The sequence below is a fragment of the Trueperaceae bacterium genome (assembly GCA_019454765.1).
Lineage (GTDB): Bacteria > Deinococcota > Deinococci > Deinococcales > Trueperaceae > JAAYYF01.
On the sequence record JACFNR010000001.1, the window covers coordinates 137,185 to 156,267 of the forward strand.

General features: G+C 71.6%; 14 protein-coding genes. 8 read left to right on the plus strand and 6 right to left on the minus strand.

What is annotated here, in order from left to right:
* Nucleotide 1: 1 nt before the first annotated feature.
* The 5 genes from H3C53_00605 to H3C53_00625 all read right to left on the minus strand — a co-directional run bounded on the left by H3C53_00605 (nt 2) and on the right by H3C53_00625 (nt 5,285).
* A complete protein-coding gene (locus tag H3C53_00605; GenBank protein ID MBW7915176.1) occupies nt 2–313 on the minus strand; it encodes a V-type ATP synthase subunit K in 312 nt (103 codons plus the stop codon).
* Nucleotides 313–2,301, minus strand: a complete 1,989-nt coding sequence (locus H3C53_00610) for a hypothetical protein (GenBank protein ID MBW7915177.1) — start codon at nt 2,299–2,301, stop codon at nt 313–315. The genes H3C53_00605 and H3C53_00610 overlap by 1 nt, the downstream gene beginning before the upstream one ends.
* Complete coding sequence (locus H3C53_00615) at nt 2,298–2,618, minus strand: hypothetical protein (protein ID MBW7915178.1); 321 nt, start codon at nt 2,616–2,618, stop codon at nt 2,298–2,300. Before H3C53_00615 ends, H3C53_00610 begins: the two co-directional genes overlap by 4 nt.
* A 229-nt stretch (nt 2,619–2,847) precedes the next feature.
* Complete coding sequence (locus tag H3C53_00620) at nt 2,848–4,686, minus strand: DNA primase (protein MBW7915179.1); 1,839 nt, start codon at nt 4,684–4,686, stop codon at nt 2,848–2,850.
* Between the two features lie 50 nt (nt 4,687–4,736).
* Nucleotides 4,737–5,285, minus strand: a complete 549-nt coding sequence (locus tag H3C53_00625; GenBank protein ID MBW7915180.1) for an adenine phosphoribosyltransferase — start codon at nt 5,283–5,285, stop codon at nt 4,737–4,739.
* Between the two features lie 61 nt (nt 5,286–5,346).
* Here H3C53_00625 and ruvB point away from each other — a divergent pair, with 61 nt between their 5' ends.
* The 5 genes from ruvB (at nt 5,347) to H3C53_00650 (ending at nt 11,155) form a co-directional block, all read left to right on the plus strand.
* On the plus strand, nt 5,347–6,504 hold the full coding sequence (ruvB, locus tag H3C53_00630; protein MBW7915181.1) for a Holliday junction branch migration DNA helicase RuvB: 1,158 nt from the start codon (nt 5,347–5,349) through the stop codon (nt 6,502–6,504).
* Nucleotides 6,505–6,511: 7 nt separating this feature from the next.
* Complete coding sequence (locus tag H3C53_00635) at nt 6,512–7,573, plus strand: DUF4388 domain-containing protein (GenBank protein ID MBW7915182.1); 1,062 nt, start codon at nt 6,512–6,514, stop codon at nt 7,571–7,573.
* Nucleotides 7,574–7,826: 253 nt separating this feature from the next.
* Entirely contained in the window at nt 7,827–9,074 is a 1,248-nt protein-coding gene (locus H3C53_00640; GenBank protein MBW7915183.1) for an ABC transporter substrate-binding protein, read from the plus strand.
* A 72-nt stretch (nt 9,075–9,146) separates the two neighbouring features.
* Nucleotides 9,147–10,283, plus strand: a complete 1,137-nt coding sequence (locus tag H3C53_00645; protein ID MBW7915184.1) for a sugar ABC transporter permease — start codon at nt 9,147–9,149, stop codon at nt 10,281–10,283.
* Between the two features lie 35 nt (nt 10,284–10,318).
* The gene (locus H3C53_00650; GenBank protein ID MBW7915185.1) at nt 10,319–11,155 is read left to right on the plus strand and encodes a carbohydrate ABC transporter permease; all 837 of its coding nucleotides are present in this window, start codon (nt 10,319–10,321) and stop codon (nt 11,153–11,155) included.
* 6 nt (nt 11,156–11,161) lie between these two features.
* On the opposite strand, the gene H3C53_00655 is transcribed toward H3C53_00650, so the two are convergent.
* The gene (locus H3C53_00655; GenBank protein MBW7915186.1) at nt 11,162–13,138 is read right to left on the minus strand and encodes an acetoacetate--CoA ligase; all 1,977 of its coding nucleotides are present in this window, start codon (nt 13,136–13,138) and stop codon (nt 11,162–11,164) included.
* Between the two features lie 87 nt (nt 13,139–13,225).
* Between H3C53_00655 and H3C53_00660 the strand changes: the two genes are divergently transcribed.
* From H3C53_00660 to H3C53_00670, 3 genes are read left to right on the plus strand one after another with little or no spacing between them, the layout of a single operon-like run.
* A complete protein-coding gene (locus tag H3C53_00660; protein ID MBW7915187.1) occupies nt 13,226–15,049 on the plus strand; it encodes an ATP-binding cassette domain-containing protein in 1,824 nt (607 codons plus the stop codon).
* Between the two features lie 46 nt (nt 15,050–15,095).
* A complete protein-coding gene (gene uvrB / locus H3C53_00665; protein MBW7915188.1) occupies nt 15,096–17,183 on the plus strand; it encodes an excinuclease ABC subunit UvrB in 2,088 nt (695 codons plus the stop codon).
* Between the two features lie 27 nt (nt 17,184–17,210).
* Nucleotides 17,211–18,857: a hypothetical protein gene (locus H3C53_00670; GenBank protein MBW7915189.1), complete on the plus strand. Its 1,647-nt coding sequence runs from the start codon at nt 17,211–17,213 to the stop codon at nt 18,855–18,857.
* The last annotated feature ends 226 nt before the right edge of the window (nt 18,858–19,083 follow it).

Sequence of the window (19,083 nt, forward strand, 5' to 3'; positions counted from 1 at the left end):
CTTACCCGCCGATCTGGTTGTTCAGGAAGAAGGCGATGACGAAGCCGAAGATGATGAGCGTCTCGGGGATGACGAGGTAGATCAGGATCTGACCGAAGGCCTCGGGCCGTTCGGCGAGCAGGCCGGCGCCGGCGCTGCCGATGGCGGCCTGGGCGATGGCCACGGCGATGGCCGCGAGGCCGATGGCGAGGCCGGCGCCGAGGGCGATGAGACCAGCACCGATGCCGGGCCCGCCGGCGGACTGGGCGAAGGCGACGGCACCGACGAGGGCGAAGACGGAGACGGCCGAGAGAACGCGGACTACCTTATTCATCACTTTCCTCCTAGGAGCTTGAACGGTCTGTATGGTCGGCCGCTAGCGTCGTAGTAGCCGAACTTGGTGAAGAACTCGACATACTGCAGTCGCAGGGGCTGCAGCGTATGCCCGATGATCGTGAGGGTTATCGCGGTGAGGTGGACGGCCGCTCCCAGGACGATGCCCAGGATGGGACCGATGACGGGCAGGGTGCCCGCGACCGCGAAACCCAGGCTCGTGACCAGGTTGGCCACGAGGGCGGCCGAGAGGCCGACGGCGAAGAGTCGGAGGTAACTGAGGATGTTACCGGAGTTCGAGATGAGCTCGACGAGCATCAGCGGCATCTTGGCGAGCACGGCGCAGGCGAGGAACACGAGCATGAGGACGAGCACGCCGCCCAGGAGGGCGGGCGAGAGCGCGCCGTTCAGGTACGCCCAAGCGAACACGACGATGCCGGCCAGGCCCGACGCCATGCCGGCGCCCTCGTAGACGTGCTTCATGTCGCCGTGCCTGGCGCCGTAGATGACGCGGATGATCCAGCCGCCGATCACCTGAAGCACGCCGAAGCCGATGCTGAGGAGCAAGAGCGGGGTGAACACCTCGACGCGGAAGATCGGCACGTCGATCAGGCCGTAGCCGGGCTCGTGGTGCAACGTCGTGTAGAAGATCGGCCGGCCGGCCGGGAAGCGCTCGAGGAAGTTGCCGAACACCTCGCCGAACAGGAAGCCCCACACGATGGACCAGGCGGCGCACCAGTAGATCACGGTGCTGATGGGCTTGAGCGCCCCCGCCGGTACGACGATGTTGAGGGGGCCGAGGTCGAGCTTCTTGCCGGCCTCGCCGCGCCGGCGCAACCAGTAGGCGATGAGCGCGAACAGCGCGCCGAACCCCATGTCGCCGACGACGAGACCGAAGAACAGCGGGAAGAAGACGGCCAGCGTCCACGACGGGTCGAAGCTGCCGTACTTCGGCGGCGCGAACAGCGCCAACAGGCCCGTGAAGGGCCGCACCCAGGCGGGGTTCTCGAACTTGACCGGCACGCCCTCGTCGTGGTGGGCGTCGGCCTCGCGCGTGCTCATGACCACGTCGGGACCGAACTGCTTCGTGAGGGACGCGACCACGTTGTCGCGGTCCGCGCTGGGCACCCAGCCCCTCAGGGCGAAGCCGTAGCGGCCCTCGGCGAGGTCCTGCAGGCGGTCGTAACGCTCGCGCTGGTTGCGCGCGGCGCGGTCCAGGGACGCGAGGCGCGCCCCCTGCTGGCCCGCCAGCTTCTTGAGGTCGGCGGCGATGGCCTCGAGCCGCTGCGGTAGCACCCGCGCGCGCTCCTCCATGACGTGAGCCGCCTTCGCCACGCCCAACCCCGCGTAACCGTCCGGCAAGACGAGCTCGGAGAGTCCCTCCTTGGTAAGGGCGCTCCTGAGGTCGGCCAGGCGCGTGGCGAGGGTGACGGCCACCACGAGGTGCCCGCCCCTGTGATGGCGGCTAGCGAACGCCACGGCGCCGCCGAGCTGCTCCTCGAGCTTGGGGGCGACAGCGTCGAGGCCGCCGTCATCGATGAGGAACGCGACGGAGCGGAGGTAGCGCGAGTCGTCGAGGGGGCCCTGCAGCGGCGCGAGTTCTCGCAGAAGCGGCTGGAAGGCTCGGATGAGCTCCAACTCGTCCGTGAGCTCGCCGCGCTCGGCCACGAGCCGCTCCACCTGTTCGGCCACCTGCTTGAGGTCGCGTTCGATGGCGACCGGGTCGGCGCCGACCTCGACGCGTTGCTGCTGCTCGACGTCGATCTTGAGCTCCGACAGCAGCGCCGCCGACTTGGCGACGAGCCGGTCCCAGCTCTCCTTGGCCTCCAGGTCGGAGCCGGCGAGCTTCAGTCGGCGGATGGACTCCTGAGTGGCGCCCGGGTCGAGCGTGTCGACCTGCACCACGCCCAGGTTCTGGAGGCTGGTCAGCACTTCCTTGGCGCGGCTGCGCCTGCCGACCACCACCACCTGGTCCATCGTGGCGATCACGGCAGGACCTTCTCCATGACCAGCTGGACCGCGCGTTGGGCGTTGTTGCGCGCCTTCTCCCGCAGCAGCTCGGCGCTCTCGCGCGCGGCCCTGACGATCTCCTCGCGCGCGGAACCGGCCTCCTTGGCGGCGGCCTCCAGGTCGCGCTTGGCGGCGCTCTCGGCCTTCGCCTTGGCGTCCTCGACCAGCTTCGCGGCGTCCACCGCGGCCTGGTCAAGCTGCGCCTTGGCCTTGGCCTTCGCCTCCTCCACCTTGCGCACCAGGTTCTTCTCCTGGGTCACCAGGTCTTGGAGCAACTTCTCACCTTGGGCTTCCAAGCGGCCCTCCTTCCGTCACACACGCCGGCACCGGCACCAAAAGGCGGGGCCTGATGTCGTCGGGATCGTCCGCTAGTAGTTCGTGCACAAAAAAACGCAGTCGAACGGCATATGACGCCCCTGACGCGTTTCCGCCCAAACATACCAAGGCACCCCAGGGGTGTCAATCAAGGACATTCGTCCCGCGAGCGCCCGACCGGCGCCTGGAACCTCCCCACACTGTAGTGCGTCAACCCCGGCGCTTGCGCCGCTTCGAGAACGAGCCCTGCACCCGCAGGCGCCGCTCGGCGTCGCGGGCCGTCAGCACTCCCTGTATCTCGTGGAGCTCGTCGTAGAGGTCGGCGAGGGCCGCGCCGTCGGCGGCGCCATCTTCCAGGTCGCGCGCCAGCTGCGCGCGGCGCGCCAGCAGGCGCGCCCGGCCCTCCTCCTTCTGCTCCTCGAGGTCGAGCTCTCGCAGGCGCGACATGGCCTTGACGAGCTGGTCCTCGACGTCGATGCGGCCGTCGTCCTCCGCTTCGGCCCGGAGGAGCCGCTCGAGAACCACCGCCCCATCGTCGAGCCCCTGGTACTCGGCCAGCACGGCGTCCGCATCGAAGTCGAGCCGCCGGCAGCGCCGCTCGAACTCCACGAGCAGCGAGTCGGCGCCCTGGTCGGGCAGTCCGGCGAGGACGCGCCCGAGGCGCTCGGCGAGGGCGCGCGGCTCCATCAGGAGCAGGGCGACCACCTCGAGCTCCAGGCGCCGCGCCTGCCCCAGCTCGAGGCGGCGGCTTCTCATGCCCCGCATCTCGGTGGGCGACGGCGCGCGCCGCGCGTGCCCCGCCAACCAGTCGTCGAGGCGCGCGGCGTCGATGGCGAGGTGCTCGATCACGAGCCGCCGCATCTCGGCCGCCACCGGGTCGAAGACGGCGCGCGGTCGCAACACCCCCTGGAGCTCCTCGAGCACGGCCCGCTGCCCGGTCAACGTGGTCACGTCGTGACGCTCCGCCACGCGCCGGAACCGGAACTCGACCTCGCTAACGCCCCGCTCGAGGGCGGCCCGGAACTCGTCGAGGTGCCCTCCGAGCACCGCTTCCGCCGGGTCCTTGCCGTGCGGAACGCTCACGGCCGTCACGACGAACGATCGCCCGACGGCCTGGTCGAGCCCGGCGAGCACCGCCCTCTGCCCCGCCTCGTCGGCGTCGAACGCCAGCTTCACGGCGTGCACGTCCAACCGCGCCAGCGCGTCCCCCTGCTCGGCGGTGAGGGTGGCGCCGAGGGCGGCCACCGTGTTGGCGAGTCCCACCTGGTGCAGGGCGATGACGTCCATGTACCCCTCGACCACGATGACCTCGCCGCTGCGCCTGATGTCGGCGCGCGCCCGGTCCAGTGCGTAGAGGAGCTCCCCCTTGCGGAACAGCTCAGACTCCGGGCTGTTCATGTACTTCGGCTGGGAACCGTCCATCACCCGGCCGGCGAAACCGACAAGGCGCGACAGGCCGTCGCGGATGGGGAACATCACCCTGTCCCTGAAGCGGTCGAAGCGCCGCCCGCGCTCGCTCTCGATGACGAGCCCGAGGGCGAGCAGGTCGTCCTCCCTCACCCCCTTGGCGAGGGCGTGGCGCAGCAGCCCGTCCCACCCCGCCGGGGCGTAACCGAGCTCGAACGCCGTCACGGTGGCGGTCGTCAGCCCGCGGCCCACCAGGTAGTCGAGTGGCGGACCCGCGAGGTGTGAGCGGAAGTAGTCGAGGGCGAGCTGGTTGACGTCGTAGAGGTCCCGCCGGTGCGGCTCCCCCCCCTGGCCGACCGTCACCTCGACGCCGGCCCTGGCGCCCAGCAACCGCAGGGCGTCGGGGAAGCCGAGCGACTGCGTTCGCATCACGAAGTCGAAGACGTCGCCCTTGGCGTGGCAACCGAAGCAGTAGAAGTAGCCCCGGTCGACGTGCACGTGGAAGCTCGGCGTCTTCTCGGAGTGGAACGGGCACAGGCCCTTGAGCTGACCGCGACCGGCCGGCTTGAGCGCCACCACCTCCCCGACCACGTCGGCGATGTTGAGGCGCTCCTTGATCTGCGACTTGGCGTCTGCGGCCATCTACCCGGCTCCCCGAAGCACCCGCACGTTACTCCGCCACGCGGCCGGCCTCAGTCGTGCGCGCCCAGCTCCGCCGGGAACAGCGGCAGGTGGCCCAGCGCCACCACCCCCTCGCGCTCGTCGCCCTCGGTGAACACGACCATCGTCGCCACGACGGTGGCGCCGATCTCGCCGAGGATCTCGACCAACCCCCCCAGGGTGCCGCCCGTCGAGACGACGTCGTCCACGATGGCCACGCGCTTGCCGCGGAGCTTCTCGACGTCGGCGCCGTCGATGACCAGGAGCTGCGGCTTGCCCGTGGTGATGGAGACGACGGACTTCTTGATGGCGCCCACCATGTAGGGCTTCTCCGTCTTCCTCGCCACCACGTACGGCAGGCCGCTCCTGACGCTCATGGCGTGAGCCAGCGGGACCGCCTTCACCTCCGGCGTCACCAGCGTCTGGACGCCGTGCGGCAGCCGCTTGACGAGCTCCTCGGCGGCGGCCTCGGTGAGGGCCGTGTCGCCGAGCAGGTTGAGGAGCGCGACCGACGCCGCCCCCACGTTGACGACCTTCAGCTCGCGTTCCTGGTCCCCGACGCGAACCCGGTGAGTCTGCATGGTGTGACCCTCCTGCTGCGGCGCCCGCCCGCCGGACCGACCGGCGCCGGGCGCCGAGGCCATGGCCGAGCCACCTTACCGCAGCGCGCCACCGGCAGCGCGCCGTCGGCGCGAGCGCGCGGGCAACCGACCCCGCCAGGCGGGGGGCAGGTGGGAGCCGCGAGCGCCGCCGGGAGCGGGTCGCCGCGGGCCGCGTGATACGCTCGAGGGCGTGGATGAGGTACGGCTCAGGCCCGCTTCGTTGGCTGCCTACGTCGGCCAGGCGCGCCTGAAGCGCAAGCTGGAGGTGTACCTCGAGGCGGCGCGAGACCGCGGCGAGGCGCTCGATCACGTGTTGCTGTACGGCCCGCCGGGGCTCGGCAAGACGACCCTCGCGCACATCATCGCGGCGGAGCTAGGCGTCGGGATCCGCGTGACCTCCGGGCCCGCCATCGAGAAGCCCGGGGACCTGGCCGCGATCCTCACCAACTCCCTGGAACCCGGCGACGTGCTGTTCATCGACGAGATCCACCGGCTCGGCCGCGTGGCCGAGGAGCACCTCTACCCCGCCATGGAGGAGTTCAAGATCGACATCGTGTTGGGGCAAGGCCCCGCCGCGCGCTCCATCCGGCTCGAGCTCCCGCGCTTCACCCTCGTCGGCGCCACCACGCGGCCGGGCCTCATCACGGGTCCGCTGCGGAGCCGCTTCGGGATCATCGAGCACCTCGACTTCTACTCGGACGCCGAGCTGGCCACCTCGGTGCGGCGCGACGCGCGCGAGCTCGGGTATCACCTCTCGGACGAGGCGGCGCTCGAGATAGGCCGGCGCTCGCGGGGCACCATGCGCATCGCCAAGCGCCTGCTCAGGCGCGTCCGCGACTACGCACAGGTGGCCGGCGACGACGACATCGACCTGGGGAGGGCCCGTCACGCGCTCGACGCGCTCGACATCGACGACGCCGGCCTCGACCGGCGCGACCGCGCCATCCTCGCGGCGCTGGTCGAACGGTTCGCCGGCGGGCCGGTGGGGCTCGACACGCTCGCGACCGCCGTGTCGGAGGACCGCGCCACGCTGGAGGAGGTCTACGAACCGTTCCTGATCCAGCGCGGGCTGATCATGCGGACCCAGCGCGGCCGGGTCGCCACCCCGGCCACCTACCGGCACCTAGGGCTCCCGGTGCCTCAGTCCGGCGCCGACCAGGCGCAGCTCTTCGGCGCGGGCGCCGAGGGGCCGGGCTGAGGCCGCCGTGATCTCGGGCACGCTCAAGACGTTCCCACTCGCCGACGTCTTCCAACTCGCGGCGCTCAGCCAGAAGTCGGGCATCCTGACGGTCGAGCGGAGCGGCGTGCGCGGTCGCGTCTACTTCGCCCAGGGTCGGGTCGCCTACGCCCACCTGTCGTCGACGGCGCACCTTGGCGAGGTGCTGATGCGCCTCGACCTGCTGACGGCCGTCGAGGTGCAGGAGATCCTCGCCGACCAGTCGCGCGAGAACGCCGGCACCCTGCTCGGGCGGATGGCGGTGGAGCGGGGCCTGCTCGACGAGGCCGACCTCGAGCGCGCCATCGAGGCGCAAGCGTTCGACGTGGTCACCGAACTGTTGAGCTGGACGGACGGCGCCTTCGAGTTCACCGACGTCGATCCAGGTGCGTCGCAGGTCCCGCCCGGTCACGGCATCGACGCGGGCATGCTCATGATGCGCGTCGCGCAAGGCATCGAGGAGTTCAGGGAGTTCGGCGCGCCGCCCGAGGCCGTGTTCAAACGCTCGGGCGACCCCACCCTGGTGACCTTGCCTGCCGGCGGCTGGGAGGTGCTTGGCCAGGTCGACGGTCGGCGGTCCGCCCGCACGCTGGCGGCGGAGTCCGACATGCCCGAACGGCGCCTCCTGGCCGTCCTGGGGGAGCTCGAGAAGCTCGGGGTGATCGAGCGCTCGCCCTACCCGGCCGATGAGCCGCTCGTGCTGGTCGTGTCGGCCAGCCCGGCCTTGACCCGACTGATCACGCTCGCGTTGCGGCGCAGCGGCGTCCGCGCCGCTCACGTGGGGACCGCCGGCGACGTGTTCGCCGGCATCAACGAGCACCACCCCCGTGCGCTCGTGCTGGACGACGACGGCGCCGCGTGGGAGTTCGTCCGCGACCTGCGCAAGAGCGCCGCCCAGGGGCACCTGCCCGTGCTCGTCCTCGTCGACAAGGCGCCGCGCGGGGGGCTCTTCCGGCCGCTCCCGAAGGCCGAGTGGCTGCTGAAGCCGTTCGACGAGCTCGAGTTGCAGCGCCAGGTCGCCAACCTCGTGGGCGCGCCGAAGGCGCACTGAGGCCGGCGCCGCGCGCGCTGAACCACGAACGCTGTGTAGCCTGCCGTGACGCCCGCAGCGCCGGCCGCGGCGGGCGCTGCTATCCTGCACGAGTAACGCGACGCAACCGCGACGAACTCGGGCCCGCCGAGGCCCGCGCGGCGCCGTGCCCGGCGCTGAGCGGTCGTGTCGGTTCGGCCGGGTCGGCCGCCCACCGCGACCGACCGGGCGGAGAGAGGTGACAGCCGTGAGGAGAACCCTGAGCCTGATCGTGATGCTGGTCCTGGCGGGCGCCGTGGCCGGCGCCCAGACCGTCGTGACGGTCGCGGCAGGCGCCGTCGGCCAGGAGCTGGAGCTGACGCGCGCCGCCGCCGAGCGGTACATGAAGCTCCACCCCGACGTGACCGTCAACGTCCTCGAGACGCCCGACCTCAGCGACAACCGCCTCGGTCTCTACCTGCAGATGTTCGAAGCCAAGTCCTCCGACGTCGACGTCTTCCAGATCGACGTCATCTGGCCGGGCGACCTGGCCGAGCACTTCGTCGACCTCTACGACTACGGTGCCCGCGATGTCGCCAAGGAGCACTTCCCGGCCATCATCGAGAACAACACGGTCGACGGCCGCCTCATAGGCATCCCGTGGTTCACCGACGCCGGCCTCCTCTACTACCGCACCGACCTGCTCGAGAAGTACGGCTTCAGCGGCCCGCCAACCACCTGGGCCGAGCTGACGGACATGGCGAAGACCATCCAGGACGGCGAGCGCGCCGCCGGTAACCCGGACTTCTGGGGCTTCGTCTGGCAAGGCAACAGCTACGAGGGGCTGACCTGCGACGCGCTCGAGTGGGTGGCGTCGTACGGTGGCGGCTCCATCGTCAGCCCGGACGGCACCATCACCATCAACAACGACAAGGCCATCGCCGCCATCGACGAGGCCGCATCCTGGGTGGGCACCATCTCCCCCAACGGCGTGACCAGCTTCGGGGAGGAAGAGGCCCGCAACATGTGGCAGGCCGGCAACGCGGCCTTCATGCGCAACTGGCCCTACGCCTACAGCCTCGGCAACGCGGACGACAGCGTGATCAAGGGCAAGTTCGACGTCAACCCGCTGCCCGCCGGCCCGGGCGGCAAGCCCGCCGCGACGCTCGGTGGCTGGCAGCTCGCCGTCTCCAAGTACAGCAAGAACCCGGCGGCGGCGGCGGACGTGGCGCTGTTCCTCGCTTCGTACGACGAGCAGAAGATCCGCGCCGTCGAGGGCTCCCTCAACCCAACCATCATGGCCCTCTACCAGGATCCCGACGTCCTGGCGGCAGTACCCTTCTTCGGCTCGCTCTACGACGTGTTCACCAACGCCGTGGCGCGACCCTCCACCGCCACGGCGCCGGACTACGCCGCCGTGTCGCGCGCCTTCTACTCGGCCGTCCATAGCGTGTTGACGGGCCAGGCCACCGCGGCGGACGCGGTCGCCGAGATCGAGGCGGACGTCGAAGACATCACGGGCTTCCCGACCGGCCAACCGTGACCATCGCCCCGCGGCGCCGCCGGCCGCGGTGCGCCGGGCGCCGGAGCTCCCGGCGCCACCGCTGGAGGACAGATGCAGGACGCCCATGAGGCGCCGACGCCGCCCGCCGCCCTCCCCCTCGACGGGGAGGGCGGCGGCGGTCGCGGGCGCCCCAAGAAGAACGGCGTCTCGCGCCTGATGCGCCTGGAGCGGCGCACCGCCTACCTGCTGCTGCTCCCCACCTTCCTCGTCCTGGCGGTCATCGCCGCCTACCCGTTCGGTCAAGTCGTCTACTCGAGCCTGACCGACGCCAAGTTCGCGAGTTCGCAGCCCACCAGCTTCGTGGGTCTCGACAACTACCGCACGCTCTTCGCCATGACCATCAGGCGCCTCCCCCCGAAGCTGGACGAGTCGGGCGCGCCCGTGCTGGTCGACGGCAAGGTCAGGTACGAGTCGGCGGTGTCGGTCCTGCCCCGCTCGCCGCGGCGCTACCGTCAGGTCTTCCAGTTCGGGCTGCTGGGCCACCGTTACGTCCTCGGCGCCGTGAGCGCCGACTTCGTGCGCGCCGTGTGGGACACGGTCGTGTTCACCGTCGTCGCCGTGGCGCTCGAGACCATCCTCGGCATGATCATCGCGCTCACGTTGAGCAGCGAGTTCCGCGGTCGCGGCGCCATGCGAGCGGCGATGCTCGTGCCTTGGGCCGTGATAACGGTGGTATCGGCCCGCATCTGGGAGTGGATGTTGCAGCCGACGCGAGCGGGGCTCTTCAACGCCCTCGGGTCGTACCTGGGCCTCAGCGAGGGCCGCACCGACTTCTTCGGCAACCCCACGCTGCAGCTTCCCAGCATGATCATGATGGACGTCTGGAAGACGACGCCGTTCATGGCGCTACTTCTCCTGGCCGGGCTCGCCACCATCCCCGCCGAGTACGCCGAGGCGGCCAAGGTCGACGGGGCGGGTCCGCTTAGGCGCTTCTTCCGGATCACCCTGCCCCTCCTCACCCCGACCCTGGCCGTCGCGCTCATCTTCAGGACGCTCGACTCACTGCGGGTCTTCGACATCTTCCAGGTCGTGCTCGGCAACCAGCGCTACTCGATGGCGAGCTTCGCGCAGGACATGCTCATCAGCCGGCGCGACATGGGGCTGTCGTCCGCCGCCTCCGTCACGATCTTCGTGATCATCTTCGTGTTCGCGCTCCTCTACGTGCGCTCCATGAAGGTCGACACGTGACCGGGCGAAGGGTGGCGAGGACGCGGCGGCGGCGGGTGGCGCTGCGCGTCACGGGCCGCGTGCTCTTCTGGCTGCTGATCGCCGTGCTGCTCGTCTACCTCCTGTTCCCGTTCTACTGGGCGCTCGTCTCGGCTCTCAAGACGCAGACGGAGCTGATCAGGACGCCCGCCACCCTCTGGCCCGAGAACCCCGTGCTCGCCAACTTCCGTTCGGTGCTCGGCAACGACCGCTTCGTCCGCGCGCTGGGCGTGTCGACGCTCGTGGCGTCGAGCGTCACGCTGCTGTCGCTCCTCGTCGGCGCCGTCGCCGGCTACGCCCTCGGCAAGATGCGCTTCCAGGGCCGCGGCGCCTCCCTCTACGTCATCCTCGCCATGACGATGTTCCCGCAGATCGCCGTGTTGGCCGGCCTGTACGCGGTGATCCGGTTGCTCGGCATGCCGGCCGTACCCAGCATGATCCTCTCCTACATGCTCTTCACCCTGCCGTTCACGGTGTGGGTGCTGACGTCGTTCTTCAAGGGTCTACCGGATTCGCTCCTCCAGGCCGCGCAGGTGGACGGCGCCACGCTCCTCCAGGCGTTCCGCCACGTTCTGCTGCCGCTCACCGCCCCCGCCCTCGTAACCACGGGCCTGCTGGCGTTCATCCAGGCGTGGAACGAGTACCTCTTCGCCCTCACCTTCACGGTGATCGACCCGCCCGCGCGCACCGTGCCGGTCGCCATCGCGCTGTTCACGGGCGAGATCGCCCGCCAGGAACCGTTCGGCGAGATCATGGCCGCGGCCGTCATCGTCACCATCCCGCTCGTGCTCCTGGTCCTGATCTTCCAGCAACGCATCGTGGCCGGGCTGACCGCGGGCGCCGTCAAGGGCTGAGCGCGCTCAGCCGCCGGCGGCCAAGCGCTCGAGGCGCTCGGCGATGGCGTCGAGCGCCTCGGGGTTCGCCACCGCCTCCCGGCCGGGCACCGTCTCGCCGTTGACCAGGCGGGCGACGGCGAGCTCCATCGTCTTGCCCGAGCGGGTGCGGGGCAGCGCCGGCACGTCGACCACCACCTTGGGGACGTGGCGGGGCGACGTGGCCGCCCTGATCGCGCCCTTCACCCGCGCCACGAGCTCGGCGTCCAGGCGCGCGCCGGGCCGCAGGGTGACGAGCAGCCACACCTCCTGGTCGCCGGGCACCCGCCGCGCCACGGCAACGGCCTCCGCCACCTCGGGCACCGCCTCGAGGGGGCGGTAGATCTCGGCGGTGCCGATGCGCACCCCGCCCGGGTTGAGGGTCGCGTCCGAGCGGCCGAACACCACCAACCCACCGCCTGCGGTGCGCTCCACCAGGTCGCCGTGGCGCCACAGGCCGGGGTAGACCCCGAAGTAGGCCGCCTCGTAGCGCTGGAAGTCGGGGTCGTCGAGGAAACGCAGCGGCATCGACGGCAGCGGCGCAGCGCACACGAGCTCACCGGGCCGGCCCACCACTTCGGCGCCCGCCTCGTCAAGCACCCGCAGGTCCACCCCGAGGCCCGGCCCCTGGATCTCGCCGGCGCGCACCGGCAGGATCGGGACGCCGAGCATGAAGCAGCTGACGATGTCGGTGCCACCCGATATCGACGCGAGGTGCACGTCGGCCTTCACGTGGCGGTAAACGTACTCGAAGCCGCTCGGCGGTAGCGGCGACCCGGTGGAGGCGACGGTGCGCAGCGTTCCCAACCGGCAAGCCGCGCCGGGCTCGACTCCCTGCCGGTGTAGCTCCTGCAGGAAGCGGGCACTGGTGCCGAAGAACGTCACGCCCAGCCGCGCGGCCAGGCGCCAGGTCGCCAACGGATCGGGGTGGGCGGGCGAACCGTCGTAGAGCACGATGGTGGCGCCGGAGGCGAGGGCGGAGACGAGCCAGTTCCACATCATCCAGCCCGTGGTCGTGTAGTAGTACACGACGTCGCCGGGCCTGACGTCCGAGTGGAGCGCGTGCTCCTTCCTGTGAGTCAGGAGGGCGCCGCCCGCGCGGTGGACCATGGCCTTCGGCGCGCCCGTCGTCCCCGAGCTATACAACACGTACAGGGGGTGATCGAACGGCACCTGGGCGAAGCCGAGCGGAGCGCCCGCGAAGGGCGCCACCCAGTCGTCCCAGGCCTGCGCGCCGGTGAGCCGCGGCCCCTCCCCCGGGTAGACGAGCTCCACGAGGCGCGCCGCGGTGGGCAGCCTGCCGGCCAGCGCGGTCACGGTGGCGCTCGTGTCGAAGAGCTTCCCGCCGTAGCGGTAGGCGCCGCTCGCGAAGAGGACCTTCGGCGCCACCTGACCGAAGCGCGCGGCAGCCGCGTCCGCGCCGAAGTCGGGCGAGCAGGAGGTGAACGCGGCACCGAGGGAGGCGGCCGCCAACAGGGCGACGACGGTCTCGGGCAGGTTGGCGGCGAACGCCGCCACGGCGTCGCCCTCCCCCACCCCGGCGTCGGCGAGCGCGGCACGCGTGGCGGCCACGGCGCGCCGCAGCTCCTCCCAGCCGACCCGGCGCTCGCTGCCCGCCTCGGTCACGGCGACGATGGCGGTGCCCGCCGGCGTCACCCCGCGAGGCTCCAGGAGCGCCTGCGCGTAGTTGAGGGTGCTGCCCTCGAACCAGCGCGTGCGCGGCATCGGGTCGGCCGACCTCACGGCCGCGCCTCTGGTCGCGAACGGCAGGCCCAGCTCGTCGGCCAGGAGGCCCCAGAAGGGCCCGGGGTGCGCCACGCTCCAGGCGTGCAGGGCGAAGTAGTCGGGGAGCGCCTCCCCCGCCGCGCGCTCGGCCGCGCGCCTGAAGGCGTCCATGGCGGAGGCGGCGACGCGCTCGGGAGACGGCGTCCACAGCACCGCCCCGGCTGACGGCTCGTTCGGCATGAGGCTCACTCCTCTGGGGGCCGGGCGGGGGCCGGGCGCCGGCCGCGTCACACTGCGGGCACTTCGGTGTCCAGTGTACCCTTGGGCATGCTCTCTCGCGGCGGTCGCGCCGCCTCGCAGGACGGGCGTCGCAAGGTGACGAGGGCCGACTGGTCGCAGTTGCGGCGCGCCGCCACCTTCCTGCGCCCGCACCGCGGCGCGCTGGCCGGCGGCATCGTCGCCGTGGCGCTGGCGGGCGGCCTCGGGCTGGTCTTCCCACTGTTGATCAGGGACCTCCTGAACTCCGCCTTCGCGCCCGGGGCGGCCAGCGACCTGGCGCGGGGCGAACTCGACCGCGTGGCGCTCCTGCTTCTCGGCCTGATGCTCGTGCAGGCGGTCTTCAACTACCTGCGCATGTACCTGCTGGGGCGCGTGGGGGAGGCGGTGGTGGCCGACGTGCGCAAGCGCGTCTTCGCTCACCTGCTCGGCCTGTCGGTGCGCTTCTTCGAGGACCGGCGCACGGGCGAGATCACCTCGCGCCTGACGGCCGACATCGCCACCCTGCAGGGCGCCGTCTCGCTGCAACTGGCGCAGTTCGTGAACCAGGGGGTCACGCTCGTCGGAGGCCTGGCCGTGCTGCTCTTCCTCGAGTGGCGCCTCACCCTCCTGATGCTCGCCGTCATCCCGGCGTTGGTCGTGGCGGCCGCCGTGTTCAGCCGCGGCCTCAGGCGCTATAGCACGCGTTTCCAGGACGACCTGGCGGCCGCCAACGCCGCCGCCGAAGAGGCCATGACGTCGATCCGGGTCGTCAAGTCGTTCACGGCGGAGCGCCTCGAGGAGCGTCGCTACGCGCAGGCCATCGATCGCTCGTACGGCAGCGCCCTGAAGCGGGTGACGCTCCGCGCCTACTTCGTGCCTGCGGTCATCCTCGGGATGTCGCTCGGCCTCGCGCTCGTCCTCTGGTACGGCGGGCAGCTGGCGGTCGCCGGGGCGCTGAAGAGCGGCGACCTGGTGGCCTTCCTCCTCATCACGGTGTTCGTGGCGGGCAGCATCGGTACCTTCACGGACCTATGGGCCCAACTGCAGCAGGCCATCGGGGCGTCGCGCCGCATCTTCGAGCTGCTCGATGAGACGACCGACCTGCCCGAGCCGGCTCACCCGGTGACGCTCCCGAGCGTGCGGGGCGAGGTGCGGTTCGAGGGCGTCTCGTTCGGCTACGGCCGGGGTGGCGCCGCCGTGCTTCACGGCGTGGACCTGGTGGCCAGGCCGGGCGAGGTCGTGGCGCTGGTCGGTCCTAGTGGCGCCGGCAAGAGCACGCTCGTGAGCCTCGTCTCCCGCTTCTACGACGTCGACGCCGGCCGGGTCACGCTCGACGGGGTCGACGTGCGGCGGCTCGCTACCGCGGACCTGCGCGCCCTCATCGGGCTGGTGCCGCAGGAGACGCAGCTCTTCTCCGGCTCTGTGCTCGAGAACGTTCGTTACGGTCGCCCGAGCGCGGGCGACGAGGAGGTAAAGGAGGCGTGCGTCGCGGCCAACGCCGACGGGTTCGTGGAGGCGTTGCCCCACGGCTACGCCACGCAGGTCGGCGAGCGCGGCGCGCTCCTCTCGGGCGGGCAGCGGCAACGGCTCGCCATCGCCCGAGCGTTGCTCAAAGACCCGAGGATCCTCATCCTCGACGAGGCGACCAGTTCGCTCGACAGCGAGTCGGAGGCGCTCGTCCAGGCGGCGCTCGAGGTCCTGATGCGGGGGCGGACCACCTTCGTCATCGCCCATCGCCTCGCCACGGTGAGGCGCGCCGATCGCATCCTCGTGCTGGCGGGCGGGCGGATCGTGGAGAGCGGAGCACACGACGAGCTGCTGGCCGCCGAGGGGGTGTACGCCGACCTCTACCAGCTGCAGTTCGCCGGCGGGGCGCCCGTGGCGGCGCGGTAGCCCCGGCGGGTCGGCGCACCGCCGCCGCCGCGTAGAATGACGGGTCATGCCGCTCACAGTGAAAGCGCCGTACACGCCGAAGGGCGACCAGCCCGAGGCCATCGCCGGGCTCGTCGGGGGGCTCGGCGACGGCCTGCGGTTCCAGACGCTCCTGGGCGCCACCGGCACCGGCAAGACCTACACCATGGCCAAGGTGATCGAGGCGGCGCAGCGGCCCGCGCTGATCCTGGCGCCCAACAAGGTGCTCACGGCGCAGCTGGCGGCCGAGTTCCGCGACTACTTCCCCGACGCGGCCGTCGAGTTCTTCATCTCCTACTACGACTACTACCAGCCCGAGGCGTACGTCCCGGCCCGCGACCTCTTCATCGAGAAGGACGCCAACATCAACATGGAGCTGGAGCGGCTGCGGCACTCGACCACCCGCTCGCTCCTCACGCGGCGCGACGTCATCGTGGTCGCCTCCGTCTCCGCGATCTACGGCCTGGGCTCGCCCGAGGAGTACGAGAAGCTGCACCTCATGCTCTCGGTGGGCAGGCAGCTGCCCCGCGACGAGATCCTCGCCACCCTCGTTCGGCAGCAGTACGAACGCAACGACGTGGAGCTGGCGGCGGGCAGGTTCCGCGCGCGCGGCGACGTGGTCGAGGTGTGGGCCGCCTACGAGGAGCGGCCGCTAAGGATCGAGTTGTGGGGCGACGAGGTCGACCGGCTCACGATGATCGACCCCGTGACGGGCGACGAGCTGTCGGAGCTGGACAGCGCCATGGTCTTCCCCGCCAAGCACTACGTGACCCCGTACGAGAAGCTGGCGCCCGCCATCGTCGAGATCGAGCACGACTTGGCGGGGCGCCTCGCCTACTTCGAGGCTACGGGCAAGCTCCTGGAGAAGCAACGCCTGAAGGAGCGCACGCAGTACGACCTCGAGATGTTGCGCACGCTCGGCTACTGCTCGGGCATCGAGAACTACTCGCGCTACCTGGAGCGGCGCCCGCCCGGCAGCACCCCCGGCACGCTGCTCGACTACTTCCCGGACGACTTCATCACCTTCCTCGACGAGTCGCACGTGATGCTGCCACAGGTGCGCGGCATGTTCAACGGGGACCGGGCCCGCAAGCAGACCCTGGTCGATTACGGCTTCAGGCTGCCCGCCGCCCTCGACAACCGGCCCCTCACGGAGGAGGAGTTCCTCGCCAAGGTCGGGCAGGTCGTGTTCGTCAGCGCCACCCCGACGGAGCGAGAGACGGGCATGTCCGACCAGGTGGTGGAGCAGGTCATCCGTCCCACCGGCCTGGTGGACCCGGGCGTGACCGTCAAGCCCAGCAAGGGTCAGATCGACGACCTCCTGTTCGCCGCCAGGCAGCGCGCGGAGCGGGGCGAGCGCGTGCTCGTCACGACGCTCACGAAGCGCATGGCGGAGGACCTCACCGAGTACCTCGCCACGCAGGGGTTGCGCGTGCGTTACATGCACTCCGACATCGACGCGGTGGAGCGCCAGGTCATCATCCGCGACCTCAGGCTCGGGCACTTCGACGTGCTGGTCGGCATCAACCTCTTGCGAGAGGGACTCGACCTGCCGGAGGTGAGTCTGGTGGCGATCCTCGACGCCGACAAGACGGGCTTCCTCCGGAGCGGCCGGTCGCTCATCCAGACCATCGGGCGGGCGGCGCGCAACGTCAACGGCGAGGTGTTCCTGTACGCCGACGAGACGAGCGACGCCATGCAGCTCGCCATCGACGAGACGAACCGGCGCAGGACCAAGCAGCTCGCCTACAACGAACGCCACGGCATCACTCCCGAGTCGGTGCGCAAGCGCGTGCACGACGTCATCCGCGGTGAGGACGATGGGGCCGGCGACGTCGCGCCGACCCCGCTCGACCCGTGGGAGCGCGAGCTCGTCTACGACGACGCCCGCCAGGAGCTGGCGCTACTCGAGAACGAGATGTGGGAGGCGTCCGAGGGGCTCGACTTCGAGCGGGCGGCCGCCGTGCGCGACCGCATCCGCGAGCTGGAGGCGCGGCTGCAGGGACGTGAGGTCGCCATGCCCACCCTGCCCGGCCAGGCGCCCAAGCACGCCGCTGTAAGGCCGGGCGGCGCCCGGGCCCGCCCGGCCGCCGGCAGCGGGAAGGCGCGGGCATGAGGCGAGCGCAGCGCGGCAGGGGTGACGGTGCGGCGAGCTGAGCGCGGCCGCCGCGCGCGGCGCCTGCTCGCCTGCCTCGTGGCGTGCTGGGGGGTCGCGACGGCGCAACCGTACGCGGCTGCCGGTGACTGGGCGCGACCGCACCGGGTCAAGACCGCCGAGCGCGCCGTTGCCGCGGTGGCGGCGGCGTGGCCCACGGCCGGGCCCACCGTCGCGTGGGCGGGGCAGGACGCCGTCTGGGCGGTGACGGGGGGAGCTGCTCCCGAGCGGCTCGCCGCGGCCGACAACGTGCGCGCCGTCAGCGCGGGGAGCGTGGGGGGCGAACTGGTCGTCGCCTGGGCGCAGCGCGACCGCAACACCGGACTCCACCACCACCTGCTCTGGCGTCACGGCGCCGTCACGGAACTCTTCACCGACCCGCTCGCCGTCGAGTTCACGGTGATGGAGCTGGGCGGGGTCGGCTACCTGGCGGCGGCGCTGCGCCGCGACGGTCGGGCCGAACTCACCCTGATCCCGGTGGACGGCGGCGAGTCGCGGGTCTTCCACCGCACCCCGCTCTCGGTGCGCGGCCTTACCTTCGCCGGCACCGCGGACGGCGGCGCGTGGGCCGCCTGGTTGCAGGGGAGGACGGAGCGGACCGAGTTCGGGGTGCAGGCCGAGTGGCACCCCTACGTGGCGTTGCTGCAGGCGGGAGACGTCGGCCCGGCGGCGGCCACGGCGCTCGGGGACGCCGAGGTCGCCGACGAGCGGCAGCGCGCCGTGGTCGCGGCGTCGCCCACGGGCGACGCGCGCGTCCTGTGGACGAGCGAGGACGGTGGCCTGGTGCTCGGCGAGGTCGCGGCGGTCCGCGGCGCCGCGCCTACGCTGGTGGGCGTGAGGACCGTCGGGGCCGACGGCCGGCCCCTCGCTGCCGCCTGGCCCCGCTTCTACTGGACCACCGGCACCAGCTTCGCCCTGCTCGACGCGAGCGACCCGGCCGGGACGCCCCGCAACGTCCTGTGGTCACCCGTCACCGTGGAGGGCGCCGCCTTCGCCAGCGCGACCGCCGCGTCGTCCCTCGGACCCGCCAACCTCCTCGCCTGGTACGGCCGGGCGCAAGGGGGTGGAGTGGAGCTCTGGGCCTCGAACGACACCGCGCCCATGCGCCCGGGGTGGACGGACCGGCTCGCCGCCCTGATGGGTTGGAACCCCTGGTTCGTGGCCGAGCAGGCCGTCGGACAGGCGCTCACCTCGCTCCTGGTCGGGGTGCTCGCCGTGCTGGCGGCCGTGCCCTTCCTACTGGTCGCCGTCCCCCTGACGGTGATCGCCGTGGGGCGCCGACGCCCGGTCGGCTTCGGGCCGGGCGCGCGCCCGGCGGGTGGGCGTCCCGCGGGCGGGCGCGCGGCGGGTGGGCCGGCGGCGGGCCTGGCGCTTGGCGCCCTCCCCCTGCTGGCGGCCGCCATCGCTCTCGCCGCGACGGGGGTCTACGGGGGCGACGCCCCGGCCGCGGCCGTCGGTGGGGTGGCGCTGGCGTTGGGAGTGGGATTCGCCGCCGGTGGCCTCGCCGCCCGCCGGGGGGATCGCGAGCTGCAGAGCACGGTCTTCCTGGCCGCCGCCACGACCATCTTCGCCGGCGTCGCCACTTGGTCGTTCATCACCTACGCGGCCTGGGCCCCCTTGGTGGGCCTGGCCTGACCGCACGCGCGCTGCGCGCCCGGCGGGCCGCGAGGCGCACAGCGCGCCGATGAACCGACCAGGTCGTGTGTTAGGCTGGCCCGGCATGAAGTTCAAGGTGGGCGACCACGTGGTTTACCCTTCCCAGGGGGCTGGGGTCGTGGCGGAACGGACCTCCCGCGTGGTGCTCGGGCAGGAACACGAGTACCTGAAGGTCGTTTTCGCCAGGGGTGACATGGAGGTGCTC